This is a genomic window from Pseudomonas sp. PS01301 (assembly GCF_029960215.1).
Taxonomy (GTDB): Bacteria; Pseudomonadota; Gammaproteobacteria; order Pseudomonadales; family Pseudomonadaceae; genus Aquipseudomonas; species Aquipseudomonas coleopterorum.
In genome coordinates this window covers 15,589-38,067 of record NZ_JASCPM010000037.1, presented here as the reverse complement: position 1 = coordinate 38,067, position 22,479 = coordinate 15,589, and the positions used below count along the sequence as shown (strand labels likewise).

The following is a 22,479-nucleotide window of genomic DNA, read 5'->3' as shown; positions in this document are numbered from 1 at the left end:
CATGTGAGCGTCGGCATCGATGCTTTCAAAGCAATGATCAGCTGCCGTCGCCGCCGTGCGCTTCTTCGAAGAAGTAGTCCTTCCAGCTCTGCGCCTTGTTCTTCAGCACGCCCAGCTCATGCAGGCGTTCGGCGTAGATGAAGGTGCGTTGCGGGACCACGGTGAAGTCGATCTCCGGGTCCTTCACGATCTTCTCGACGAAGGCCTCGCTCAGGGTGGATTTCTCGACACGGATGTAGGTCTTGGCGGCGGCTACCTTGTCCGCCTTGACGATCTGCGCCGCTTCCACCAGCGCGTCATAGAACGCCTTGTAGGTCTTGGGGTTTTCGTCGTGGAATTTCTGCGTGGTGTACAACACGTTGAAGGTGGCCGGGCCACCGAGAATGTCGTAGCTGCTGAGCACCTTATGCACCTTGGGGTTTTCCAGAGCCTGGTACTGGAACGGCGGGCTGGAGAAATGCGCGCTGATTTCCGAACCGCCAGCGATCAGTGCCGAGGTGGCATCCGGATGGGGAATGCTCACCGAAATGTTGTCGAATTTCTTGAATTCCTTGTCGCCGTACAGCTTGGCCGTTTCCAGCTGCAAGGTCCGCGACTGGAAGCCTACGCCAGCGGCGGGCACTGCGATGCGATCCTTGTCGGTGAAGTCTTTCAAGGTCTTCACGTCTGGATTGTTGCTGAGCAGGTAGTTGGGCATGGAGCCCAGCGACGCAATGGCCTTGACGTTCTGCCGGCCCTTGGTCCGATCCCACACGGTGAGCATCGGCGGCACACCGGCCGAAACCACGTCCAACGCACCGGCGAGCAACGCCTCGTTCATCGCGGTCGCGCCGGAAATGCTGTTCCAGTCCACCTCGATGTCGATGCCCTGCTGCTTGCCGTGCTTCTCGATCAGGTGCTGGTCACGCACCACATCGAGGATGAGGTAGCCGATGCCGAACTGCTGGGCGATGCTGATCTTGCCTTCGGCGCTGGCCCCACCGGCCAGCAGCGCAGCGGCGAGGCCGCAGGCCAGGGAAAGCTTGTTTGCAAATACCATGTTGAATGCTCTGGACAGGGATTGAGGGATCAGCGCTGCATGCCCCAGCGCTTGATGGTCAGTCGTTCGAAGGTGTTGAACAGCAGGTTTTCCACCAGCAGGCCGATCAGGATCACCGCGGCCAGGCCGGCGAACACCTTGTCGGTGTACAGCTCGTTGCGGTTCTGGAAGATGTACCAGCCCAGACCGCCCTTGCCGGACGACGCACCGAACACCAGTTCGGCGGCGATCAAGGTGCGCCAGGCGAACGCCCAGCCGATCTTGAGGCCCGCCAGGATCGACGGCAGCGCCGCCGGTATCAAGATGTACCAGACGAAGCGCAAGCCACGCAGCCCATAGTTGCGCCCGGCCATGCGCTGGGTTTCAGAAACGCCGAGGAAACCGGCGTAGGTGTTCAGGGCCAGGGCCCACAACACCGAATGCACCAGCACGAAGATCAGGCTGTTCTCGCCCAGGCCGAACCACAGCAACGACAGCGGCAACAAGGCAATGGCCGGCAGCGGGTTGAACATGGCGGTCAGCGTGCTGAGCAGGTCGCGCCCCAGCTGGGTCGAGACCGCCAGGGTAGTCAAACCGAATGCCAGGACGATACCGATCAGGTAGCCCTTTATCAGCACGGTCAGGGAAATCCACACCTTGCTCAGCAGTTCGCCACTGGCGATGCCATCGATGAAGGCGTTGGCGGTCTGCAGGAAACTGGGCAGCAGCAGATCATTGTTCTGCCAGCGTGCCGCCAGTTCCCAGAGCACGGCCAGGGCGAGCAGGATCACACCCTTGCGCACCCACGCCTGTTGCCAGATACGCCGAGGCAGGGAGATATCCCGAACGAGTTCGGATTGAGTGAACGGCTCAAGAGCAACTTCGTACTCCTGACGCACGGGTGGGGAAAGGCTCATGGATGTGCTCCGAATGCGGCGAGGTCAGTGCAGCGATATCAATAGGCGATGCGCAAATGCTGGAAATCCACCGGGCGGTCCATCACCGGCTCCTCACCTTCGTCGAACAGCAGCCGGTGAATGCGCTGGGCACTGGCCTGGAAGTCCACGCCACCCAGGCTGCCCAAGTCGAACTGGTGGCTGTTGATCTCGGCCCGCACCCGGCCCGGATGAGGTGAGAGCAGCAGAATGCGATTGCCCACCACCAGGGCTTCCTCGATGGAATGGGTGACGAACAGCAAGGTGAAGCGCACTTCCTGCCACAGCTCCAGCAGCTCTTCCTGCATCTTGCGTCGCGTCAGCGCATCGAGTGCAGCGAACGGCTCGTCCATGAGCAGGATCTTCGGCTGCATGGCCAACGCCCGGGCGATCGCCACCCGCGCTTTCATGCCGCCGGAAAGGGTGTGCGGGTAGGCATCGGCAAAGGCACTCAGGCCGACCTTCTCCAGGTAGTAGCGGGCCCGCTCGTTGGCCTCGGCACGCCTGAGCGTCCGCGACGCCAGCAGCGGGAACATCACGTTCTCGATCACGGTTTTCCAGGCCGGCAGCTGGTCGAACTCCTGAAACACCACGATCCGGTCGGGGCCCGGCTCTTCGATCCGCTCACCCGCGAGGCGGATCTGACCTTCACTGGGCTTGATGAAACCGGCCACGGCCTTGAGCAAGGTGGATTTGCCGCACCCGGACGGGCCTAGCAAGACGAAGCGATCGGCCCGATCGACTTCGAAGCTGACCTGGTGCGTCGCACGCACCACCCGTTCGGAGGTGCGGTATTCGAGGCTGACGTTCTCTACCTGCAACAGGGTTTCGGGAGTTGCCCGTTGTCCGGTTGCCGAATCGGTCCCAGCGCTGGCCGTGTGGCCTGGCAGTGCAGCGTTCATGCAAGACTCCCTATCAAAACGGCGCATCGCCCTGGATGGTGGTGCGGTACAGCTTGCGCCGCAGGTGGTCCGGGCAGCCGGCCGCGAGGTGAATCAACGAGCGGTTGTCCCAGAAGACCATGTCGTGGGCTTGCCATTGATGCCGATAGACGTTGTCTTCGCGCACGCTGTGGGCATAGAGCTGCTGCAGCAGATCACGGCTTTCGTCTTGCGGAATACCGACGATGTGGGTGGTGAACCCTTCACTGACGAACAGGGCCTTGCGGCCGTTTTCCGGATGGGTACGGACCACCGGATGGGTCACGGTCACCACCTGAGCCAGCTGCTCTGCCGTCAAGGTCGGCCGCCAGTTGGCCGCATTCTTGCCCTCGCTGTAGCGCGCGGTGTACGAGTGCACGGCCTGCTTGCCTTCGACCGCCTCGCGCAACGCTGACGGAAGAGTGTCCCAGGCTCGATGCATGTCGGCGAACAAGGTGTCGCCGCCCTCGCTGGGCAACTCCTGCGCATGCAGCATGGAGCCCAGGCTCGGCAGCTCCTTGTACGACAGGTCCGAGTGCCAATACTTGCCCGCGTCACCCAGCCCGACCGGCTGGCCGTTCTCGACGATGTTGGAAACGATGAGAATCTCAGGGTGCCCGGCCAGTAGAAACTGCTTGAGCACATGGATCTGCAGCACACCAAAACGGCGGCTGAAGTCGATCTGCTGCTGGGGCGTGATGCGCTGGTCGCGAAAGACCACGACGTGATGATCGAGGTGGGCACGGTGGATGCTGGCGAAATCCTGGTCGTTGAGCGGCAGGCGCAAATCCAGGCCGATGATTTCGGCCCCGACATGGCCGGCCAACGGACGGATCTCGAAGGACTGACGAGGGATTTCTGAAAGGGCGACGGCCATGTTGTGCTCCGACTCTGGCTATTGAGTACGAGTGAATGGCCGAACTGTAGAGGTATAAGAACGGAATTTTAAATATCGTTATCGCATAACCATATCTCCGTCGGGACTTTCGATTCGACGCGACTTGTCGGATGTCTCTGATCGGATTCAAGTTTTTTCGTAAACATGGAAGAAAAATCGCGAATCCGCTGTCAGAAACCCGCTATTTATCCAGGGCTATTGCGAAACGTCTTACAGTCAAATACTGTACGCACGTACAGCCCATCAAGGAAACGCGTCGTGACCACTGCCACCCCCGCCGCGCCGAGCGCCTATGAACGTCTAGGCGTGCGCATCCAGAAGATCATCAACTCGCCCACCGCGCAGAAATCCCGTGCCGCTCTCATCTTTCGGCTCGAACACGAGAGCGAAGATGACTGGGCGCAAATGCTCGAAGAAATCGCCGAGAACGACAACGTCACCCTTGCCCACCGCGACGACGGTGGCGTGCAGATTTTCTGGGTTGTACCGAAGGAAGATTGATTCAATGATGGTTCGCAGTCTGTTCGTCAGTTTGATGCTGTTCAGTTTCACCGCCCACGCCGATGCTCCGCATACCTTCAGCGAAGCCAAGAAGATCGCCTGGAAGCTGTACGCGCCACAATCCACGGAGTTCTATTGCGGCTGCAAGTACAGCGGCAACCGCGTGGACCTCGCCGCCTGTGGTTATGTCCCGCGCAAGAATGCCAACCGCGCCGCGCGTATCGAATGGGAACACATCGTGCCCGCCTGGCAGATCGGCCATCAGCGCCAATGCTGGCAGAACGGTGGGCGCAAGAACTGCACCCGCAATGACAAGGTCTACCAGACCGCCGAGGCCGACTTGCACAACCTGGTGCCGAGCATCGGCGAAGTGAACGGCGACCGGAACAATTTCAGCTTCGGCTGGCTGCCCGAACAGCGCGGGCAATACGGTTCGTGCCTGACCCAGGTCGACTTCAAGGCGAAAAAGGTCATGCCCCGACCGTCGATCCGCGGCATGATCGCGCGCACCTATCTGTACATGAGCAAGCAGTACGGGCTGCGTCTTTCACGCCAGGACACCCAGCTGTACCAGGCGTGGGACAAGACCTATCCGGTGCAGGTCTGGGAGCGCCAGCGCAACCAGCAGGTGGCCTGCGTAATGGGCCACGGCAACGCGTTCGTCGGGCCGGTGGACCTCAAGGCCTGCGGCTGACGCCGCGACCCTGAAGTGCACACTGGCTTCAGGGCTTGTCCGCCTTGCTGAACGGCATCACCACCGACTCGATTCCGCGCGACCCCATCAGACGTGCCCGCTCCTTTTCAGCTTCGGCTTTGCTGTCGAATGGACCCAGATAGACGATGGTCTCGCCGTCATGCTGGACGAAGCTGGCGACGAAACCATTTTCTACCAGCCGGGCGGCCATGTCGGTCACCGAGCCCATGTTGCGGCCAGAAACGATACGCACCTCCCATTGCTGCCCCTGCTGCTCGGCGACATCCACTGGCGGCAGCAGCTCCTCGGCACTGCCGCACACCTCGCGCACGCGCGGATCGTTGCCGTCATTGTCGATGACGACCTCGAACTGGTCGCCATGGGGAATCGCCGCGTAGCTGCGGTAAGGTCCGTAGACGCCTTGGGCGTCCTTGCCCTTCACCTGGCCACAGTAGTTGCCCTGGTCGGTGGTGCGCACATTGGTGAAACGCGCCGTCTTGGGGTTCTCCAGCAACTGCGAGACCGCCTCGTGGGCTTTTTCGAACGCCGTGCCGCACCCGGCCAACGTCAGCACTGCCATCACCATCATCAACTTGCGCACGCGTCTACCTCCAGAATTCGAGGCGCAGATTTTATCACCATCCGCCCTCCCCGCGCCCGCCCACCCGTTGACCGTCGCTGACGGGCCGGCGGCGCCATGGCATCATGTCTCTTTATTTCCAACAATCAGCAGGGCCTAGACATGATCGCCAAAGAAGACCGCAACCAAGCCGCATTGGCGATATTTCTCGATGCACATCCCGAATTGCGCGAAGAGATTCAGGTGCTGAACGCCCGCGAGCAGGCAGAACAGGTGCAGTGGGCGTTCGAGGACGAAGCTCAGGCGCAGGGGCTGGAACCCTGGGAGCTGGCGCTGCAACTGATTGCTGAAAGTCCGGAAGAACTCAAGGCCATGCGTCTGGAGGTGCATCAGGAAGTGGCCGATGCACTCGGCCTGAGCTGGGAGGATTACTGCGAATTCAACGAAGTCGAACCCTGACATGACCGACGGTCACGGATCGAACAGAACCTGCCGCGTCGCGCACGCCTCGAATGCATGAACCCACCGTCAACGTGCGAGGCATGCCATGAATACCGATATCGACCCAATCCCGCTGATCGGCCAGGCCGAGGCTGATCCGCTGGCAGATGACCTGACCAGCGATGGCGCCGCGCTCAACGATGCCGATGACGGCGAGCCCGAAGTGCTTCCGGACGATCCGGACATCGATGGCGCCGATGCCTCCACCGAGCCCAGCTGAACGCTTACCGACGATCCGGTAATTCGCCATGGCGGCTGTAGGTCAACCCTTCCAGGTCGATCACCATGGCGAACCAGCCGGCAGTGGCCAACAGCACTACCAGCGCCATGCATGCGATCCATTTGTTCATCATTCTCAAGCATCCTTGCCCAGCTCGAACCGCCTGCGTTCGACGTCCTGTCCATCGTCTCCATCGCCTTCCCGATAACCCGGTCTGATCGATAGTAGTTTTTTGCCATCATGACGGAACTGGCCAATGGCCTGCATGTCTGATGCCCGGTAAAGCGGGAGCATTATATGACAAGCCGGTTCACGGATTACGAGATTCGCTATGTACTCAACGGTGAGTCCCGGCGCTTTCAACAGCGAGACACGCACATGAGCGACGCCGATGCCTGGTACTACGCGGCCTTGCACTCGGGAATCGGGCTGGTCTATGGCGGCACCAATGCGGGGGAACATGCTGAGCAGTTGCGCCGCCACGTCGAACGTCGAGGGCTGCGCGATGTGCAATGGCGGCCGTTGAATTGAATCCGCGACATCCAGTGCCGTGCATTGGTAGGCTGCCGTAACACTGCACGAAGGTGGCCGCGATGTTCCAGCAAGAACTATTGGCGCTGCACCTGATGCGCCTTCACCAGCATCAGCAGGCGTACACTGGCGCCCTGGCCGATGTCCGGCGCTGCCTGGCTCGACCAGAAACAAACGCGGAGCTTGGCGACTTGCTCGCCGAGATTGAAATGCGCGGCGCTCAACTCGAAGCCTTGGTGGAACGCCTCCGGCAACTTTCCGATGGTTGAGCACAAAAAAGGGCGACCCTTTCGGATCGCCCTTTCATACCGCCCAGCAGAGCGGATTTTGTTTGGTAGGCGCGATTGGACTCGAACCAACGACCCCCACCATGTCAAGGTGGTGCTCTAACCAACTGAGCTACGTGCCTGCTGTGAGGCGGCATTCTACGGAATCGACGCTGCCTGTCAACTCCTTTCTCACGCTAAGCCTATGAAATGCGGAATTATTTTCAGCGCCGACGGATCCAGTGCGCTGGTGAGCGGCTGGCAACTGCGCTAGCATCCAGACACAGGCGAATTCCACCGAGCCGAGGTTGCCGGATGTCCAGCATGCAGTATCCACCGTCCTTCTATGCCGCTTCCGCCAACGCGGCGCCGCCCCGCCCTGCCCTTCAAGGCGAAGTCGAAGCGGATGTGTGCATCATCGGCGCGGGCTACACCGGATTGTCCAGTGCGCTGTTCCTGCTCGAGCGGGGTTTCAGCGTTTGCGTGCTGGAAGCGGCCAAGGTCGGTTTCGGCGCTTCGGGACGCAACGGCGGCCAGATCGTCAACAGTTACAGCCGGGATCTGGATGTGATCGAGCGCAGCGTCGGCGCGGACCAGGCGCGGTTGCTGGGCGACATGGCCTTCGAGGGTGCTCGGATCATCCGTGAACGGGTGACCCGCTACGGTATCAACTGCGATCTGAAGAATGGCGGTGTGTTCGCGGCGCTTACCGCCAAGCAGCTCAAGCACCTGGAGGCGCAGCAGCGTTTGTGGGAGCGCTACGGCCACACCCAGCTGGAACTGCTGGACGAGAAGCGCATCCGCCAAGTCGTGGATTGCGAACAGTACGTAGGCGGTCTGCTCGATGTCAGTGGCGGTCATATCCATCCGCTGAACCTGGCCTTGGGCGAAGCGGCGGCAGTCGAGTCGCTGGGCGGCCGCATTCATGAGCAATCGCCCGCCATACGCATCGAGCGCGGCCCAAGCCCGGTGGTCCATACCGCTCAAGGCAAGGTGCGGGCCAAGTTCGTTATCGTCGCCGGCAACGCCTATCTGGGCGACCTGGTGCCGGAGCTGGCGGCCAAGTCCATGCCTTGCGGTACCCAGGTCATTGCAACCGAGCCCTTGGGCGAGGAGCTGGCGCGCAGTCTGCTGCCCCAGGACTACTGCGTGGAGGACTGCAACTACCTGCTCGACTACTATCGCCTGACAGCCGACAAGCGTCTGATCTTCGGTGGTGGCGTGGTGTATGGCGCGCGAGATCCGGCCAACATCGAGGCGATCATTCGGCCGAAGATGCTCAAGGCGTTCCCGCAGCTGGCGCAGGTTAAGATCGACTACGCCTGGACAGGCAACTTTCTGCTGACCTTGTCGCGCCTGCCGCAGATGGGCCGCCTGGGCGACAATATCTATTACTCTCAAGGCTGCAGCGGGCATGGTGTGACATACACCCATCTTGCGGGCAAGGTGCTTGCCGAGGCCCTGAGCGGCCAGGCCGAGCGCTTCGACGCTTTTGCCGACCTGCCCCATTACCCCTTCCCCGGCGGCCGCGCCCTGGGCGCACCCTTGACCCAGCTGGGCGCTTGGTATTACAGCCTGCGCGACCGCCTGGGGTTCTGACCCGGACACGTTCATCCAGGCGCACCGCGAGTGCCGCCGACGCAGCTTGCGCAGCTGCTACAGGATTGCAGCTGATTCCCCTGTAGCAGCGGCGCAAGCCGCGTCCGGGCTAGACGCGTTCATCCAGGCACACCGCGAGTGCCGCCGACGCAGCGTCCGAATTCGCAGGATTCCCCTGTAGCAGCGGCGCGAGCCGCGTCGGGATGCATGCGGCCCTTCAGCATGACTGCCGCGGCCTTCAACGTGGTATGCGTTTACGGGCCAATGGCCTTGCGCGCGCGGGCGGCGGCGGGTTCCTGGCCGGCTGCGGCGGTTTCGCGGGCGGCGTCGAGCCAGCGCTGGCGGTCGACCTGTGCCGGCAACTGGTTGGGCTGCTGAATCAGGATGGCCCAAGATCCTGCACTCTTCCACGCGGACGCAAAGCTGTCGAAATCCATCGGCAGACGCCGGTTCATCCCCGAGCGCAGCAGCACGTGCCGCTTGAACCGGTCGTAGCCCACCAGCAAGGCGTAGCGAGGTTGGGACCACAGGAACGAGCCTTCGCTGTAGCGCAGCAACACGGGATTGCCTGCGGCCACTTGAGCCAGCAATGCGTTCAACTGTGGATCGAGCGGATACACCAACAGCCCATATTCACAGGCCACCTGGGTGATGTTCTGTTGCAGGCGATCCGTTTCGCCGGGCAGTTTCAATGCCGGGTCGAGCAGCCCGGGTGTAATGGTAATGCCTTGTTGCGAGAGCATGCTGGCCAGCACCATCGAACCGCTCTGGTTGGCGTTACCGCGATAGAACGGTACGCCGTTGAGCTCCACCCGGTCCGCCAGACCCGGCAATGCCGGTCCATTGTTGGTGGCACAGCCAGCCATGCCTGCCATCAGGCTGCTGGCCAACAGCAGCCTGAGCAGGACGTTCGATTTGCGCAACATCGTGTTCCTCGGGACGGGGCGGCGCACAACGTGCCGCGCGAACGGCCATCATAGGTTTCCCGCGGCCCGCGGTATAGCAGCCAGCTGATCCATTGTTTGGGAGCAAGATCGATTCACGCAAATGACCTTTCGTCAATAGGTTGAAACGCTCGCAAACCCTCAGGGTCATCTATTACGTGACCGAGAAGACGCGAAAGCAATGGAGGTAGTGATGAGCCTTGCAATGATAATCTTCAGCCTGATCGCCGGCTGGATGGCCGTGGCGGCTGCCATGCTCTGGGGCGTACTGCGCATCGCGCGTCGCCATCAGCACCACGAGCCCCAGGCCCGGCAACAAGTCAAGCCAAAAGCCGCTGTAACGCTGCGCCGCACCAGCACCCCGCAACACATCTGAATCAATCCGCACAAAGTAGCAGGCGAAAAAAAAGGGGGCATCCATGCCCCCTCGCTTTGTCCACCTCGCTTACACCTCGCGATTGGCCGCTAGCTTGCGCTGCTTGGCCCTGCGCGACAGCATGTTCAAGCCTTCGATGGTGGCCGAGAACGCCATGGCTGCGTAGATGTAGCCCTTGGGTACGTGGGCACCGAAGCCTTCTGCAATCAGCGTCATGCCGATCATGATCAGGAAGCCCAGGGCCAGCATGACGACCGTAGGGTTGTCATTGATGAACTTGGCCAAAGGTTCGGCAGCCAGCAACATAACCACGACGGCGCTGACCACGGCGATGATCATGATCGGCAAGTGCTCGGTCATGCCCACAGCGGTGATGATGCTGTCGATGGAGAACACCAGGTCCAGCACCAGGATCTGACCGATCGCCGAAGCGAAGCTCAGGCTGACCTTGTCGCCGATCTTGGCTTCTTCCTGCTCGACAGGGTCCACGGTGTGGTGGATTTCCTTGGTCGCTTTCCACAACAGGAACAGACCACCGGCGATCAGGATCACATCTTTCCACGAGAACCAGTGATCGAACACGGAAAACACCGGTTCGGTCAGCTGGACGATATAGGCCACGGTGCTCAGCAGACCCAGGCGCAGGATCAGCGCCATGCTGATACCGATACGACGGGCCTTGGCCTGTATTTCCTTGGGCAGCTTGTTGGTCAGGATGGAGATGAAGATCAGGTTGTCGATACCGAGCACGACTTCCATGATCACCAGGGTTATCAACGCCACCCAGGCGGTGGGGCTTGAAGCCAGTTCCAGTAGGTATTCCATGTATCGTTCCTGCCCTTATCACGGTTTGCTGAATGTCTGGAGAGGCTCGGCCGGTGCCGCGCACAGTAGCGAGCCCCAAATACTGGCTCTTTGCTAGCGAGGCATTCTAGAGAGATGGACAGTTCTGGAAAATTCGTATTTTTACCAGCTACACTTCGGTTTTTACGAGGTGTAGGTGCCCGTGCTCAACTATCGTCAGCTTCACTATTTCTGGGTTGTCGCGCGCACCGGAAGCATCGTGCGCGCCAGTGAGCAACTCAATCTCACCGCACAAACCATTAGCGGTCAGATCAGCCTGCTCGAAGAAACGTTCTGCGTGAAATTGTTTCGGCGTGTTGGCAGACATCTTGAGCTGACCGAGGCCGGTCGTCAGGCCCTGCCCTATGCCGAACGCATGTTCCAGATGGCCGGCGAACTGGAAGCGGTACTGCGCACCCAGCCCGATGAAGAGCAGATCCCCTTCCGTGTGGGCGTGGCCGACGTGGTGCCCAAGTCGATCGTCTACCGGCTGATCGCACCGACCATGGAACTGAGCGAACCCCTGCGCATCACCTGCCGCGAAGACAAGCTCGAACGCTTGCTGGCCGACCTGGCCATCCAGCGCCTGGACATGGTCATCTCCGACAGCCCCATGCCATCCCACCTGGACATCAAGGGCTACAGCCAGAAGCTGGGTGAGTGCGGCATCAGTTTCTTCGCCACCGAGCAGTTGGCTGCTCGCCATGGTGAGGATTTCCCGCAATGCCTGCACGGGGCGCCGCTGCTCATTCCCGGTCAGGAAAGCGTGTTGCGCAGCCGCCTGATGCGCTGGTTCGGCGACCAGGGCCTGCTGCCGCGAGTGGTCGGGGAATTCGACGACAGCGCCTTGATGCAGGCCTTTGGCCAATCCGGCAGCGGGATCTTCATTGCGCCCAGCGTCATTGCCGATGAAATCATGACGCAGTATCGCGTCCGCTTGATCGGGCAGACCGAAGCGGTCACCGAGTCGTTCTACGTGATTTCGGTGGAGCGCAAGGTCAAACATCCCGGCATCGTGGCGATCACAGAGGGCGCGCGCCGGGAGTTGTTCACCCCGCCCGCCTGAAGGTTTTCCAAGCGCCGCAGACAAATATGGCAACATGGCCCCTTGGCACCCAGAAAGAAGGAGTCCCCATGAAGTTCATCAACGCCCGGTTGCGCAAGACCGATGGATTGCACACTGTCACCTGCGAGGGCGCCGTCATTGCCTCGATCCAGGCGCAAGGGGACACGGTGACAGCCCAAGAGGATGACATCGATGCGCAGGGAAATCTGCTGATCGCTCCATTGGTCGAGCCGCACATTCATCTGGACGCCACCCTCACCGCCGGTGATCCGCAGTGGAACATGAGCGGCACGCTGTTCGAAGGCATAGAGCGCTGGGGCCAGCGCAAGGCCAGCATCACCCACGAAGACACCAAACAGCGTGCCTTGACTACCATCGGCATGCTCGCCGAGCACGGCATCCAGCATGTGCGCACGCACATCGACGTTACCGACCCTACCCTGGGCGCGCTCAAGGCCATGCTCGAAGTACGCGAGGAAGCGCGCCACCTGATCGATCTGCAGATCGTGGCCTTTCCTCAGGAAGGCATCGAATCCTACCCCGACGGCCGCGAACTGATGGAGCGCGCGGTGGCCATGGGCGCCGATGTGGTCGGCGGCATTCCGCACTTCGAAAACACCCGAGAGCAAGGCGTTAGCTCCATCGGTTTTCTCATGGATCTGGCCGAGCGCACCGGCTGCCTGGTGGACGTGCATTGCGACGAGACCGATGATCCGCATTCGCGGTTTCTCGAAGTGCTCGCCGAGCAGGCCCGGGTGCGCGGCATGGGTAGCCGCGTCACTGCCAGCCACACCACCGCGATGGGCTCCTATGACAACGCCTATTGCTCGAAACTGTTCCGCCTGCTCAAGCAGTCGGGCATCAGCTTCGTGTCGTGCCCGACCGAGAGCATTCACTTGCAGGGTCGCTTCGATACGTTTCCCAAGCGCCGCGGCGTGACCCGCGTGGCCGAGCTGGACCGGGCCGGCATGAACGTGTGCTTCGGTCAGGACTCCATCAAGGATCCCTGGTACCCGCTGGGCAACGGCAACATCCTGCGGGTGCTGGATGCTGGTCTGCATATTTGTCACATGATGGGTTTCGAGGACCTGCAACGTTCGCTCGACCTGGTCACCGACAACAGCGCCCGCGCGCTGAACCTGGGCGAGCGCTACGGCATAGCCGTCGGACGTCCGGCGAATCTGGTGATTCTGGGTGCGGAGAATGACTACGAAGCGGTACGCCAGCAGGCCAAGGCGCGGGTATCGATTCGCGCTGGTCGGGTATTGATGAAGCGCATACCCGAGCGGGTCGAGTTCAGCCTCAGTTGACTGAGGACACCATACCGTCTTGACCGCTATTGTTGCCTTGAAGACAGGTAAGACAGCCCTCTGACATCGCGCCTGACAGATACGTCCTACACTACAAGGATCGTTCCTACACTCATTGCCATGCCTCACACCTCTCTAGAGTGGCCTGCGGCGGATTCGTCCATCCGCCCTGCCAACTCATAGCCCCCAGAGAGGAGCATCATCGTGCAACAAGCAGCTTTTTCTACCCAATCCTTCACTAGACACGGACTCGGACTCGCCGTCTCGGCGGTCCTGCTGACTACCCTCGGCTCAGCCTCGGCCAGCGAGCTGATTGCAGCTGATGGCCCAATGGGCATGGCCATTCTCGGCAACCAGGCCGGCGTACCGGTCGTCGATATCGTCGCGCCCAATACGCAAGGTCTTTCCCACAATCGCTGGCAGGACTACAACGTTGGTACAGCCGGTCTGGTGCTGAACAACAGCCTGGCGGCTGGGCAAGTACAGCTAGGCGGTGTCGCCCTGGATATTGGCGCCAATCGGCAATTCGCTGACGTCGCCGCCAGCACCATCCTCAATGAGGTGGTGGGCACTCGCGGCTCCACCATTGCCGGCTCGCAGGTCATCTTCGGTCAGGCGGCGGACTACGTCTTGAGCAACCCCAACGGCATCGAGCTCAACGGCGCACGCATGACGCTGGACTCGGCCCACACGGCAACCTATGTGGTCGGGACGCCCGCGTTCAGCGATGGCGTGATCAGCCAGCACGATACACGTTCGCAGTCCCCCGCCGAACACCGCCTGGTGGTTGGCCAGAACGGCCTGGATGTCGGGACCGGATCGGTGCGTCTGATCGCTCCTACCGTGCAGAAAACCGGGGCCATTACTGCGGGCGGCGACTTGACCTTGCTGCTGGGTAATCACTTGGTCGACGCACGTTCTCTGTCCACCGAAGCCGTTGCTCGGTCATCCGCGGCGGTGGATGCCAGCCTGCTGGGCGCCATGCATGCCAGGCGCATCAAGATCGTCAGCACCGACCAGGGTGTCGGCTTGAACATGGGCATCACGCGACTGCGCGGTGACAAAGGTATCGAGATCAGTTCGGCCGGGGCATTGTCCATCGGTTCCAGTGTGGTCAACCAAGGACAGTATGGGCAGGCGGCGATCGACGCCGGCGAACAGGACCTCGTGCTCTCATCTGGTGGTGACATGTCACTCACGTCCGTGGCGATCGATGCACAGAACATTGACGCACGGTCCCGCGGGCTGCTGAAGCTGGATGCATTAAGCAACCAGACCGAAACGCAGCGCCAGGCCAGCGCCGATGAACATTGGTTCACCCTCGCAGCGGGTGAATCGGACGCACAGATCACCGAACGCAGCTTGACCCATATCGGTAACCGGTTGACCGCAACGCGCAACGTACGCCTGGACGGCCGCAGCGGTATCGAGATGGCAGCTACCCGCATCGACGGGCCGGAAGATATCGGACTCTACACCGTCCGGGGCGGCGTGCAGCTCGGGGCCAAGATGGACCAGTCGTGGCGCACGGTGCGGGTGCCTTCCCTCGATGGCTCCGATGACAGCGCCTCCACCTACACTGAAACCGCTCAGGCTACGCACATTGAAGGTGGTACGGTCAGCCTGCCTACGGCCACATTGCTGGGCGCCACGATCAATGCGACCCACTCGATCGATATAGGCGGCGCGGGGGCTACCCACATCGGCAGTCTGGATTTCAAACGTACGCTCACCCAGGGAACCGGCGCCCGCCGGGTCAGCCTGACGGACACGCTCGCCCACGAGGCGCTGCAGGAGCGCCGGTATCAGCGACCATCGCAGCTGCAGGCCCCCAACGCCAGCCTGTCGCTGCATGGCACGGAAATTCGCATCGTCGGCAGTCAGCTTTCGGCGAAAGACGTTCGTTTGCAATTCGACGGCACCGTGGCCATCGAAGGTGGCAGCGAAGACGCTCGCATCGAAGGGGCAAGACCGGCAGCACAGCAGTTTCAGCGCAGTTTTGATCGTAGCGCGCAAAGCAACGTCGCCAGTTTCGTTCAGGCTACGGACACGCTGGCAATACGGGCACGCCGCTCGACCTTCCGCGAGGGTAGCGTATCGGTCAGCGGTTCACATCTGCTGGGCGACAAGGCTGTCATCGTCGATGCCGAGGACAATGTGTGGATCAGCAGCGCCGACGAAAAGCAGAGTTTCAACCTGAGCGGGCCGCAGTGGGGGCCGGTACCGGGTGAACTGCCGCAAACGGGTGCCTGGAGCCGCAAGGGCTTCCGGGAGTCTCAGGCACGCAGCACGCTCGGTGGCGCGGGTTCCCTGCACGTTTCTGCCGGTGGCATGCTCGACGTGGCCGGTTCGTACTTGGATGCCGGAGGGGATATCAAGTTGGCGGCCGCCGACATTCAGTTGACCGGTAGCCTGGCGCCGACCGGCCCGCGCAATGAAACCATATGGTTGGACAACGACCTGCCTGGGTACTATTTCGCGCCAGTTGCCGGCGGAACCGATGCGCGGGTGACCGACCGAGTCAATAATGGCTTCGCGATGAAGGCCGGAGGCAGTATCGATATCACGGCGAAGCGCTTGGCCACCCATGCCGCTTCGGTGAATGCGGCAGGTCAATTGACGCTGCCGAGCGGTCTGGCGCTGTTCAAGGACACGCCAGTGGAGGACGCCGATGCGATTCGCAGCAACTACCATGGCTACGTGGCGCCGCGGCCGTCGAGCTGGCAGAGCCTGGCAGGCCTGCCCTTGGCAGCGTTGGATGTAGCCGTGCCATCCAGCAATGGCACGACCCGCGAGTCGACATTCGTGGCCGGGGAAGTCAGCGCCGATACCGCTCAGCGCATCCAGGCGCTGAACATTCCCCTGACCCTGCGTTGACCGGTGTATCCGCCATCCGAGACCGCGTGGACCGCCGACGCGGCTCGCGCCGCTGCTACAGGAGCGCGGGATGGCGGATATCGGGTGTGAATCACCGGGCGAGGAAGCCGAACCCAGGAGCGTATCGCGGATATCGGGCGTGGGCCCCCGGGCGAGGCCGCCGAACCCAGGAGCGCATCGCGGATACCAGGCGTGAACCACCGGGCCAAGACGCCGCATCTGCGCGTGGATCGCGGCTCCTGTAGCAGCGGCGCGAGCCGCGTCCGGTGACACTGCGGCGGTTCTGGATCAAGAGCAGTCGCTGTTCTGTACCAGCAACATGATCGCGTCCCGCTTCTCCAGCAGGTGCTGGCGCAGGATGGCGCTCAGGCGCTTGCCATCGCGGGCCTGCAGGGCCTCGATCATCTGTTCGTGGTCGTGCAGGGCGCGGTCCCACTTGGGCGCCTGCTGATTGGACAGGAATCGCAACGCCTGCAGGCGGCGGTTCACCGTGAGGTACATCTGACGCAGTGCGGAATTGCGCGAAGCCAGGCTGATCAGGTCGTGGATCGCGCGATTGCGCTGGTAGTACCCGACCAGATCCTGCTGGCTCTTGCTCACCACCATGGCGTTGTGCAGCGCCTTGATCTCGTCGAGCTCCGCGTCGGTCATGCGCTCGCACGCCAGCTCGCCGGCAAACGCCTCCAGGCCGCTCATCAACTCGAACGCTTCGCGAATCTCCAGCTCGCTCATGCGCGCCACACTCGCCCCTCGGTTTGGATTGATTTCGATCAAACCCTCCCCGGCCAGTACTTTCAGCGCCTCGCGCAGCGGCGTGCGGGAAATGCCCAGGGTTTCACACAGCTCACGCTCGTTCAGCTTGGTCCCGGGCGGCAGCACGCCTTCGGTGATAAAGCCACGCAAGTGCTCTACCACGGTGTCGTGCAGGCGTTGACGTTCTACCCGTGGCAACTGCAACGCAGGCGCGGGCGCTGAAGCCATTGACGAAGACTGCATGCAAACTCCTTGTATCGACAGGTCAACCAGCGCTCTTCTTATTCTAAAAAGCACGAATTCGACTCGATATTAGCGCAAACGAGCCGTTTGACACAGGGTGACCAACTGCTAATGTAATTTTGCATTCAAAATACAACAACAAAAGGATTACCTCATGCTCAAGCTCGATTTCCATCCTGCCGGCCGTCATTTCCTGCAGATCCCCGGGCCCAGCCCGGTGCCCGACCGTATCCTTCGCGCCATGAGCTACCCCACCATCGATCACCGCGGCCCCGAGTTCGGCCAGCTCGGGCTCAAGGTGCTCGCGGGCATTCAGCAGATCTTCAAGACCCGCCACCCGGTGATCATCTACCCGGCCTCGGGCACGGGCGCCTGGGAGGCCGCGCTGTGCAATACCCTGAGCACGGGTGATCAGGTATTGATGTTCGAGACCGGTCATTTCGCGAGCCTCTGGCAGAAGATGGCCGTCAGTCTGGGGCTCAAGCCAGAATTCATCGGCCTGCCAGGTATCGAAGGCTGGCGCGGTGGCGTACGTGCCGACATGATCCAGGCCCGCCTGGAACAGGACAGCGATCACCAGATCAAGGCGGTGTGCGTGGTCCACAATGAAACCAGCACCGGCGTGACTTCAGATATTCCCTCCGTGCGCCAGGCCATCGATGCCGCCGGCCATCCGGCGCTGCTGCTCGTGGACACCATCTCCGGTCTGGCTTCGGCCGACTATCGTCACGATGAATGGGGCGTGGACGTGACCATTTCCGGCTCGCAGAAAGGCCTCATGCTGCCGCCCGGCATCAGTTTCAACGCCCTATCGTCCAAAGCCATCGAAGCCAGCCAGCGCGGTGGACTGCCCCGGAGCTTTTGGGCCTGGGACGAAATCATCGAGATGAACAAGACCGGTTACTGGCCTTACACCCCCAACACCAATTTGCTCTATGGATTGTCCGAAGCGCTGGACATGATCCTCGGTGAAGGCCTGGACAATGTCTTCGCCCGCCACCAACGCCTCGCCCACGCCTGCCGCACCGCCGTGCAGGCTTGGGGCCTGCCCACTCAGTGCGCCGACCCCAGCGTCTACAGCCCGGTACTGACCGGGGTCATGACCCCTGAAGGCATCGACGCAGACCAGGTGCGCAAAACCATCTATGAGCGCTTCGACATGTCCCTGGGGACCGGCCTGGGCAAACTGAAGGGGCGCATGTTCCGCATCGGCCACCTGGGCGACTGCAACGACCTGACCCTGATGGCAACCCTGAGCGGTTGCGAGATGGGCCTGCAGATGGCCGGGGTGAAGCTTGAGGCCAGCGGCGTACTGGCGGCGATGGACTACCTGGCCGGGCAACACGTGCCGCTGCGCCGCGAATAACATCAACGGCGCCGCCGTCCCTGGCTGGCGCTCATGCGACTGACTATCCCGACTCAACGCCTGCGGGCGTAAACAATAAGAAACTGGAGATAGAACATGAAGCGGTTATATCTGCGCCCTACTACTGTGGTGCTCGTCATGCTGTGCGCCATGTATTTCATCACCTACCTGGACCGGGTCAACGTCAGCACCGCGGCGGTCGGTTTCGGCAAGGAATTCAACCTCAGCAAGACCGAAATCGGCATCGTCTTCTCGGCCTTCGCCTATCCATATCTGGTGTTCCAGATCATCGGCGGCTGGGTCAGCGACCGTTTCGGCGCCAAGCGCACCCTGGTGGTGTGCGGGCTGATCTGGGCGAGCGCGACGGTGCTCACCGGCATGGCAGGCGGCTTCGTCTCGCTGCTGGTGGCGCGGGTCCTGCTGGGGTTGGGCGAAGGCGCGACCTTCCCTGCCGCCACTGCAGCGATGTCACGCTGGGTCGGCAAGGAGAACCGTGGTTTCGCCCAGGGCATCACCCACGCCTTTGCCCGCCTGGGCAATGCGTTGGCACCTGCAGCGATGGTCGCCGTGATGGCGGCGTATGGCTGGCGCGAGTCATTCTACGTCTGCGCAGGCATCAGTTTTGTCTGGGTGGTGCTGTGGGCACTGGTGTTCACCGAGCAACCCAAGGATCACCCGCGTATTACCCAGGCGGAACTCGCCGCCCTTCCTCCGCCCAAGCCGAAGAACACCCGCAAGTTGCCCTGGGGACGGCTGTTCCGGCGCATGGCGCCGGTCACCGTCGTCTACTTCTGCTACGGCTGGACCCTGTGGCTGCTGCTGAGCTGGGTGCCGATGTACTTCATGAACATGGGCCTGGACCTGAAGAACACTGCCATCTTCGCCTCCACCGTGTTCTTCGGCGGCGTGGTGGGCGATACCCTGGGCGGCATCGTCAGCGACCGCATCTACAAGCGCACCGGCAACCTCAACCGCGCCCGCAGCCTGATGGTCGCCATCTGCCTGTCCCTGACCCTGGTAGCGCTGCTGCCGCTGATGTTCACCCACGACATGTACGTGTCCCTGGCCTGCCTGGCCATTGCATTCTTCTTCTCCGAGATGACCATCGGCCCGATGTGGGCGATCCCCATGGACATCGCGCCGGACCACTGCGGCACCGCCAGCGGCATGATGAACACCGGCTCGGCCATGGCCGCGATCATCAGCCCGGTGGCGGCCGGACTGCTGATCGACAAGTTCGGCAATTGGCAGCTGCCGTTCATGGTCAGCATCGTGCTGTTGGCCATCGGTGTGGTGCTGTCGTTCCGCATGCGCCCTCAGAACCGGTTCGTCTACGACCTGCCGGCCAATCCCGTCACCACCGCCGTGGCGATGCCCAAATGACCCGCTGACGCCCAGGTAGGCGTAGGATGGCATGGATGTGCGCGGTGACACGCCAGGACGGTCACCGCGCTCCCTGACAGAAGGAGCCTGCCATGCCGCGCTTGTGTGCCAACCTTTCCATGCTGTTCACCGAACATGCCTTTCTCGACCGTTTCGCCCTCGCTGCACGGGCGGGCTTTCGCGGGGTGGAATTCCTGTTCCCCTACGCATTCGACAGCACCGAGATAAAAGCACGGTTGCAACACCATGGTCTGACCCAGGTGCTGTTCAACCTGCCACCTGGCGACTGGGACAACGGTGAGCGCGGCATTGCCTGTTTGCCCGATCGTCGCGAGGAATTTCGCGCCGGCGTGGCCACGGCCATCGAGTACGCCAAGGTGCTGGGCAATACCCGAATCAATTGCCTGGCCGGTATCGCGCCGTCAGGCAGCGATCCGCAGCAGGTGCAGCAGACCCTGGTCGACAATCTGCGCTATGCCAGCGAGGCACTGGCGGCTCACGGTATCCGCTTGGTCATGGAAATGATCAACACCCGCGACATGCCAGGTTTCTATCTGAATGGAACCCAGCAAGCACTGGCGATTCGGGAACAGGTGGGCCACGAGAATCTGTTTCTGCAATACGACATCTATCACATGCAGGTGATGGAGGGTGATCTGGCGTGCACGCTGCAGGCGCACCTGCCTGCCATCGGCCACGTGCAACTGGCGGACAACCCCGGCCGGCACGAACCGGGCACTGGGGAAATCAACTTTCGATTCCTGTTCCAGCACCTGGACCGGATCGGCTACCAGGGCTGGGTCGGTTGCGAGTACAAGCCGCTGAGCGGGACGGAGGCCGGGTTGGGCTGGATGAAGAGCCACAACCTGGCCTGAGTCTGGCGGTTACAACGGCTGGCGTTCGTAGGCGCGGTATTCCGGCTTCCAGAAATGCACCTCGATCGCTTCGCGCAGTGCAGCTTCATCCATCGGCGCCGCCACCCCATCCTTCTGTGCGGCCAGGCCTACGGCCAGGGCGATGCGCTTGCTGACCGACTGCACGTCGCGCAGCGGTGGCAGCATCTGCCCTGGCGCTGCGCTGTCGGCCAGCGCCTGGGCCGAAGCCATGAGCATGCCGTCGGTGATGCGCGTGGCCCGACTGGCAATGGCACCCAACCCGACACCGGGGAAGATGTAGGAGTTGTTGCACTGGGCGATGGGAAAGGTACGACCCAGCACCTCGATCGGCAGGAACGGACTGCCAGTGGCCACCAGTGCATTGCCCTCGGTCCACTGCAGGATGTCCTTGGGGTGGGCTTCGATCTGCGAGGTCGGGTTGGACAACGGCATGACGATCGGCTTGGAGCAGTGCTGGTAGAGCGTCTTCACCACTTCTTCGGTGAACAGCCCGGCCTTGCCGGAGACGCCGATCAGCACGCTCGGCTTGGCGTTGCTCACCACTTCCAGCAGGGTTGGCCACTGTCCGGCGAACGACCAGGACGTCAGGCTCTGGCTGTCGTGGGCCAGGCGCTGCTGGAAGTCGTAGAGGTCGGGCTGGCGATCGGTCAGCAGCCCCTTGCTGTTGAGCAGATAGACCCGGCTGCGGGCCTCGCTGTCGCTCAAGCCTTCCAGCTGCATGGCGGTGATGATCTGCTCGGCGATGCCACAGCCAGCTGAGCCGGCGCCGACGAAGGCCACGGTCTGCTCGGAGAGTTTCTGGCCTTTGACCTTGCACGCGGCTAGTAAGGTGCCCACGGTGACCGCGGCGGTGCCTTGGATGTCATCGTTGAAGCAGCACAGCTGATCGCGAAAACGCTCCAGCAGGGGCATGGCATTGCTCAGGGCGAAATCCTCGAATTGCAGGATCGCCTCCGGCCAGCGGCGCTGCACGCCCTCGACGAAGGCCTGCACGAACGCTTCGTAGCGCTCGCCGCGCACCCGTTCCTCGCGACGTCCGAAATACAGCGGATCGGCCAGCCGCTCGGGGTTGTTGGTGCCCACGTCCAGCACCACCGGCAAGGTATAGGCCGGGCTGATTCCACCGCATGCGGTGTACAGGGACAGCTTGCCGATGGGGATGCCCATCCCGCCCACGCCCTGGTCGCCCAGACCGAGGATGCGCTCGCAGTCGCTGACGACGATGACCTTGACGTTGTCCTTGGTCACGTTGTTGAGAATCTCGTCCATGCGTTCGACGTCGTCGATGCTGATGAACAAGCCGCGATGGCTGCGGTAGATGCGTGAAAATTCCTGGCAGGCTTTGCCGACGGTCGGGGTGTAGATGATCGGCAGCATCTCGTCGATGTGGTCATCGACCAGGCGGTAGAACAGGGTTTCGTTGGAATCCTGGATCGAGCGCAGCAACACATGGCGTTCCAGATCGGTGGAGCAGGCCTGGAACTGGTGATAGGCGCGCTCGCATTGCTGGTCGATGGTTTCGATCTGTTGCGGCAGCAGGCCTTGCAGATGCAGGACATCGCGTTCCTGAGCGGTGAAGGCAGTGCCCTTGTTGAGCAACGGCGTGGCAAGCAGTGCCGGGCCGGTGAACGGGACCTTTACAGGGCGTTTGGCGGAGCTGGTCATGCTGTTTCTCCCTTGCTTATTGTATTTTGCATTCAAAATAGACGCCTTTGCCAAAGGGTGCCATCGGTTTTAGCGCAATCGCCGCCCTGACGCC

At 61.8% G+C, this 22,479-nt stretch carries 24 protein-coding genes and 1 tRNA gene; 14 read left to right on the top strand and 11 right to left on the bottom strand.

The features are described 5' to 3' along the window. Window positions 1–37 precede the first annotated feature (37 nt). Genes QMX89_RS17485 through QMX89_RS17470 form a run of 4 tightly spaced genes read right to left on the bottom strand, consistent with a single transcriptional unit; the run spans window position 38 to window position 3,750 of the window. Window positions 38–1,039 carry an ABC transporter substrate-binding protein gene (locus QMX89_RS17485; protein ID WP_049859575.1) on the bottom strand — a complete coding sequence of 334 codons (1,002 nt, stop codon included), beginning with the start codon at window positions 1,037–1,039 and terminating at the stop codon, window positions 38–40. Between the two features lie 29 nt (window positions 1,040–1,068). After that, entirely contained in the window at window positions 1,069–1,935 is an 867-nt protein-coding gene (locus tag QMX89_RS17480) for an ABC transporter permease (protein ID WP_090358306.1), read from the bottom strand. A 38-nt stretch (window positions 1,936–1,973) separates the two neighbouring features. Then, window positions 1,974–2,855 (bottom strand): ABC transporter ATP-binding protein, encoded by an 882-nt coding sequence (locus tag QMX89_RS17475; RefSeq protein WP_282349184.1) that lies wholly within the window; start codon window positions 2,853–2,855, stop codon window positions 1,974–1,976. 13 nt (window positions 2,856–2,868) lie between these two features. Then, window positions 2,869–3,750, bottom strand: coding sequence for a TauD/TfdA family dioxygenase (locus tag QMX89_RS17470; RefSeq protein WP_282349182.1), 882 nt, complete (start codon window positions 3,748–3,750; stop codon window positions 2,869–2,871). A 279-nt stretch (window positions 3,751–4,029) separates the two neighbouring features. Between QMX89_RS17470 and QMX89_RS17465 the strand changes: the two genes are divergently transcribed. Both QMX89_RS17465 and QMX89_RS17460 read left to right on the top strand, forming a co-directional pair. Beyond that, window positions 4,030–4,272 carry a DUF1654 domain-containing protein gene (locus tag QMX89_RS17465; protein WP_049859571.1) on the top strand — a complete coding sequence of 81 codons (243 nt, stop codon included), beginning with the start codon at window positions 4,030–4,032 and terminating at the stop codon, window positions 4,270–4,272. Window positions 4,273–4,276: 4 nt separating this feature from the next. After that, window positions 4,277–4,966, top strand: coding sequence for an endonuclease I family protein (locus tag QMX89_RS17460; protein ID WP_282349181.1), 690 nt, complete (start codon window positions 4,277–4,279; stop codon window positions 4,964–4,966). A 28-nt stretch (window positions 4,967–4,994) separates the two neighbouring features. Here QMX89_RS17460 and QMX89_RS17455 read toward each other — a convergent pair whose 3' ends face one another. Next, complete coding sequence (locus QMX89_RS17455) at window positions 4,995–5,567, bottom strand: SPOR domain-containing protein (protein ID WP_049859569.1); 573 nt, start codon at window positions 5,565–5,567, stop codon at window positions 4,995–4,997. 141 nt (window positions 5,568–5,708) lie between these two features. Between QMX89_RS17455 and QMX89_RS17450 the strand changes: the two genes are divergently transcribed. Together QMX89_RS17450 and QMX89_RS17445 are read left to right on the top strand one after the other, a co-directional pair. Beyond that, entirely contained in the window at window positions 5,709–6,005 is a 297-nt protein-coding gene (locus QMX89_RS17450) for a DUF6388 family protein (protein WP_049859568.1), read from the top strand. A gap of 88 nt (window positions 6,006–6,093) precedes the next feature. Next, window positions 6,094–6,267 (top strand): hypothetical protein, encoded by a 174-nt coding sequence (locus QMX89_RS17445; RefSeq protein ID WP_161804287.1) that lies wholly within the window; start codon window positions 6,094–6,096, stop codon window positions 6,265–6,267. Window positions 6,268–6,271: 4 nt separating this feature from the next. Here QMX89_RS17445 and QMX89_RS17440 read toward each other — a convergent pair whose 3' ends face one another. Beyond that, complete coding sequence (locus QMX89_RS17440; protein ID WP_269082565.1) at window positions 6,272–6,400, bottom strand: hypothetical protein; 129 nt, start codon at window positions 6,398–6,400, stop codon at window positions 6,272–6,274. Window positions 6,401–6,564: 164 nt separating this feature from the next. On the opposite strand from QMX89_RS17440, the gene QMX89_RS17435 reads away from it, so the two are divergent. Both QMX89_RS17435 and QMX89_RS17430 read left to right on the top strand, forming a co-directional pair. After that, window positions 6,565–6,798 (top strand): DUF6555 family protein, encoded by a 234-nt coding sequence (locus tag QMX89_RS17435; protein ID WP_056842728.1) that lies wholly within the window; start codon window positions 6,565–6,567, stop codon window positions 6,796–6,798. 62 nt (window positions 6,799–6,860) lie between these two features. After that, window positions 6,861–7,067, top strand: a complete 207-nt coding sequence (locus QMX89_RS17430) for a hypothetical protein (protein WP_282349174.1) — start codon at window positions 6,861–6,863, stop codon at window positions 7,065–7,067. Window positions 7,068–7,130: 63 nt separating this feature from the next. Here the strand turns inward: QMX89_RS17430 and QMX89_RS17425 are convergent. Then, window positions 7,131–7,207, bottom strand: a tRNA-Val gene (locus tag QMX89_RS17425). 172 nt (window positions 7,208–7,379) lie between these two features. On the opposite strand from QMX89_RS17425, the gene QMX89_RS17420 reads away from it, so the two are divergent. After that, window positions 7,380–8,663, top strand: coding sequence for an FAD-binding oxidoreductase (locus tag QMX89_RS17420; protein ID WP_282349173.1), 1,284 nt, complete (start codon window positions 7,380–7,382; stop codon window positions 8,661–8,663). A gap of 254 nt (window positions 8,664–8,917) precedes the next feature. Here the strand turns inward: QMX89_RS17420 and QMX89_RS17415 are convergent, their stop codons facing one another. After that, window positions 8,918–9,589 (bottom strand): peptidase C39 family protein, encoded by a 672-nt coding sequence (locus QMX89_RS17415; RefSeq protein ID WP_282349171.1) that lies wholly within the window; start codon window positions 9,587–9,589, stop codon window positions 8,918–8,920. 211 nt (window positions 9,590–9,800) lie between these two features. Here QMX89_RS17415 and QMX89_RS17410 point away from each other — a divergent pair, with 211 nt between their 5' ends. Continuing rightward, window positions 9,801–9,983: a hypothetical protein gene (locus QMX89_RS17410; RefSeq protein WP_282349169.1), complete on the top strand. Its 183-nt coding sequence runs from the start codon at window positions 9,801–9,803 to the stop codon at window positions 9,981–9,983. Between the two features lie 69 nt (window positions 9,984–10,052). Here QMX89_RS17410 and QMX89_RS17405 read toward each other — a convergent pair whose 3' ends face one another. Continuing rightward, window positions 10,053–10,808: a TerC family protein gene (locus QMX89_RS17405; protein ID WP_049859564.1), complete on the bottom strand. Its 756-nt coding sequence runs from the start codon at window positions 10,806–10,808 to the stop codon at window positions 10,053–10,055. 181 nt (window positions 10,809–10,989) lie between these two features. On the opposite strand from QMX89_RS17405, the gene nhaR reads away from it, so the two are divergent. From nhaR to QMX89_RS17390, 3 genes are all read left to right on the top strand, one after another. Beyond that, window positions 10,990–11,892 carry a transcriptional activator NhaR gene (nhaR, locus tag QMX89_RS17400; RefSeq protein ID WP_056842732.1) on the top strand — a complete coding sequence of 301 codons (903 nt, stop codon included), beginning with the start codon at window positions 10,990–10,992 and terminating at the stop codon, window positions 11,890–11,892. A gap of 68 nt (window positions 11,893–11,960) precedes the next feature. Then, window positions 11,961–13,202: a cytosine deaminase gene (gene codA / locus QMX89_RS17395; protein WP_282349168.1), complete on the top strand. Its 1,242-nt coding sequence runs from the start codon at window positions 11,961–11,963 to the stop codon at window positions 13,200–13,202. A 336-nt stretch (window positions 13,203–13,538) separates the two neighbouring features. Next, window positions 13,539–16,079 (top strand): hemagglutinin repeat-containing protein, encoded by a 2,541-nt coding sequence (locus QMX89_RS17390; RefSeq protein ID WP_282349167.1) that lies wholly within the window; start codon window positions 13,539–13,541, stop codon window positions 16,077–16,079. A 288-nt stretch (window positions 16,080–16,367) separates the two neighbouring features. Here QMX89_RS17390 and QMX89_RS17385 read toward each other — a convergent pair whose 3' ends face one another. Further along, window positions 16,368–17,075 carry a GntR family transcriptional regulator gene (locus QMX89_RS17385; RefSeq protein WP_282349166.1) on the bottom strand — a complete coding sequence of 236 codons (708 nt, stop codon included), beginning with the start codon at window positions 17,073–17,075 and terminating at the stop codon, window positions 16,368–16,370. Between the two features lie 154 nt (window positions 17,076–17,229). On the opposite strand from QMX89_RS17385, the gene QMX89_RS17380 reads away from it, so the two are divergent. The 3 genes from QMX89_RS17380 to hyi all read left to right on the top strand — a co-directional run bounded on the left by QMX89_RS17380 (window position 17,230) and on the right by hyi (window position 20,699). Next, on the top strand, window positions 17,230–18,441 hold the full coding sequence (locus tag QMX89_RS17380; protein ID WP_282349165.1) for an aminotransferase class V-fold PLP-dependent enzyme: 1,212 nt from the start codon (window positions 17,230–17,232) through the stop codon (window positions 18,439–18,441). A gap of 96 nt (window positions 18,442–18,537) precedes the next feature. Then, window positions 18,538–19,824 (top strand): MFS transporter, encoded by a 1,287-nt coding sequence (locus QMX89_RS17375; protein ID WP_282349164.1) that lies wholly within the window; start codon window positions 18,538–18,540, stop codon window positions 19,822–19,824. A gap of 92 nt (window positions 19,825–19,916) precedes the next feature. Then, window positions 19,917–20,699 carry a hydroxypyruvate isomerase gene (hyi, locus tag QMX89_RS17370; protein ID WP_282349163.1) on the top strand — a complete coding sequence of 261 codons (783 nt, stop codon included), beginning with the start codon at window positions 19,917–19,919 and terminating at the stop codon, window positions 20,697–20,699. A 9-nt stretch (window positions 20,700–20,708) separates the two neighbouring features. On the opposite strand, the gene QMX89_RS17365 is transcribed toward hyi, so the two are convergent. Next, a complete protein-coding gene (locus tag QMX89_RS17365; protein ID WP_049859557.1) occupies window positions 20,709–22,385 on the bottom strand; it encodes an NAD-dependent malic enzyme in 1,677 nt (558 codons plus the stop codon). Window positions 22,386–22,479 lie beyond the last annotated feature (94 nt).

What these genes read in the sequence shown, in the direction of transcription:
- QMX89_RS17470 (WP_282349182.1), bottom strand. Translation starts at nt 3,750, where the DNA reads ATGGCCGTCGCCCTTTCAGAAATCCCTCGTCAGTCCTTCGAGATCCGT.
- QMX89_RS17450 (WP_049859568.1), top strand. Translation starts at nt 5,709, where the DNA reads ATGATCGCCAAAGAAGACCGCAACCAAGCCGCATTGGCGATATTTCTC.
- QMX89_RS17440 (WP_269082565.1), bottom strand. Translation starts at nt 6,400, where the DNA reads ATGATGAACAAATGGATCGCATGCATGGCGCTGGTAGTGCTGTTGGCC.
- QMX89_RS17480 (WP_090358306.1), bottom strand. Translation starts at nt 1,935, where the DNA reads ATGAGCCTTTCCCCACCCGTGCGTCAGGAGTACGAAGTTGCTCTTGAG.
- hyi (WP_282349163.1), top strand. Translation starts at nt 19,917, where the DNA reads ATGCCGCGCTTGTGTGCCAACCTTTCCATGCTGTTCACCGAACATGCC.
- QMX89_RS17445 (WP_161804287.1), top strand. Translation starts at nt 6,094, where the DNA reads ATGAATACCGATATCGACCCAATCCCGCTGATCGGCCAGGCCGAGGCT.
- QMX89_RS17365 (WP_049859557.1), bottom strand. Translation starts at nt 22,385, where the DNA reads ATGACCAGCTCCGCCAAACGCCCTGTAAAGGTCCCGTTCACCGGCCCG.
- QMX89_RS17430 (WP_282349174.1), top strand. Translation starts at nt 6,861, where the DNA reads ATGTTCCAGCAAGAACTATTGGCGCTGCACCTGATGCGCCTTCACCAG.
- QMX89_RS17375 (WP_282349164.1), top strand. Translation starts at nt 18,538, where the DNA reads ATGAAGCGGTTATATCTGCGCCCTACTACTGTGGTGCTCGTCATGCTG.
- QMX89_RS17390 (WP_282349167.1), top strand. Translation starts at nt 13,539, where the DNA reads ATGGCCATTCTCGGCAACCAGGCCGGCGTACCGGTCGTCGATATCGTC.
- QMX89_RS17415 (WP_282349171.1), bottom strand. Translation starts at nt 9,589, where the DNA reads ATGTTGCGCAAATCGAACGTCCTGCTCAGGCTGCTGTTGGCCAGCAGC.
- codA (WP_282349168.1), top strand. Translation starts at nt 11,961, where the DNA reads ATGAAGTTCATCAACGCCCGGTTGCGCAAGACCGATGGATTGCACACT.
- QMX89_RS17460 (WP_282349181.1), top strand. Translation starts at nt 4,277, where the DNA reads ATGATGGTTCGCAGTCTGTTCGTCAGTTTGATGCTGTTCAGTTTCACC.
- QMX89_RS17405 (WP_049859564.1), bottom strand. Translation starts at nt 10,808, where the DNA reads ATGGAATACCTACTGGAACTGGCTTCAAGCCCCACCGCCTGGGTGGCG.
- QMX89_RS17485 (WP_049859575.1), bottom strand. Translation starts at nt 1,039, where the DNA reads ATGGTATTTGCAAACAAGCTTTCCCTGGCCTGCGGCCTCGCCGCTGCG.
- QMX89_RS17420 (WP_282349173.1), top strand. Translation starts at nt 7,380, where the DNA reads ATGTCCAGCATGCAGTATCCACCGTCCTTCTATGCCGCTTCCGCCAAC.
- QMX89_RS17380 (WP_282349165.1), top strand. Translation starts at nt 17,230, where the DNA reads ATGCTCAAGCTCGATTTCCATCCTGCCGGCCGTCATTTCCTGCAGATC.
- QMX89_RS17410 (WP_282349169.1), top strand. Translation starts at nt 9,801, where the DNA reads ATGAGCCTTGCAATGATAATCTTCAGCCTGATCGCCGGCTGGATGGCC.
- QMX89_RS17435 (WP_056842728.1), top strand. Translation starts at nt 6,565, where the DNA reads ATGACAAGCCGGTTCACGGATTACGAGATTCGCTATGTACTCAACGGT.
- QMX89_RS17385 (WP_282349166.1), bottom strand. Translation starts at nt 17,075, where the DNA reads ATGCAGTCTTCGTCAATGGCTTCAGCGCCCGCGCCTGCGTTGCAGTTG.
- QMX89_RS17475 (WP_282349184.1), bottom strand. Translation starts at nt 2,855, where the DNA reads ATGAACGCTGCACTGCCAGGCCACACGGCCAGCGCTGGGACCGATTCG.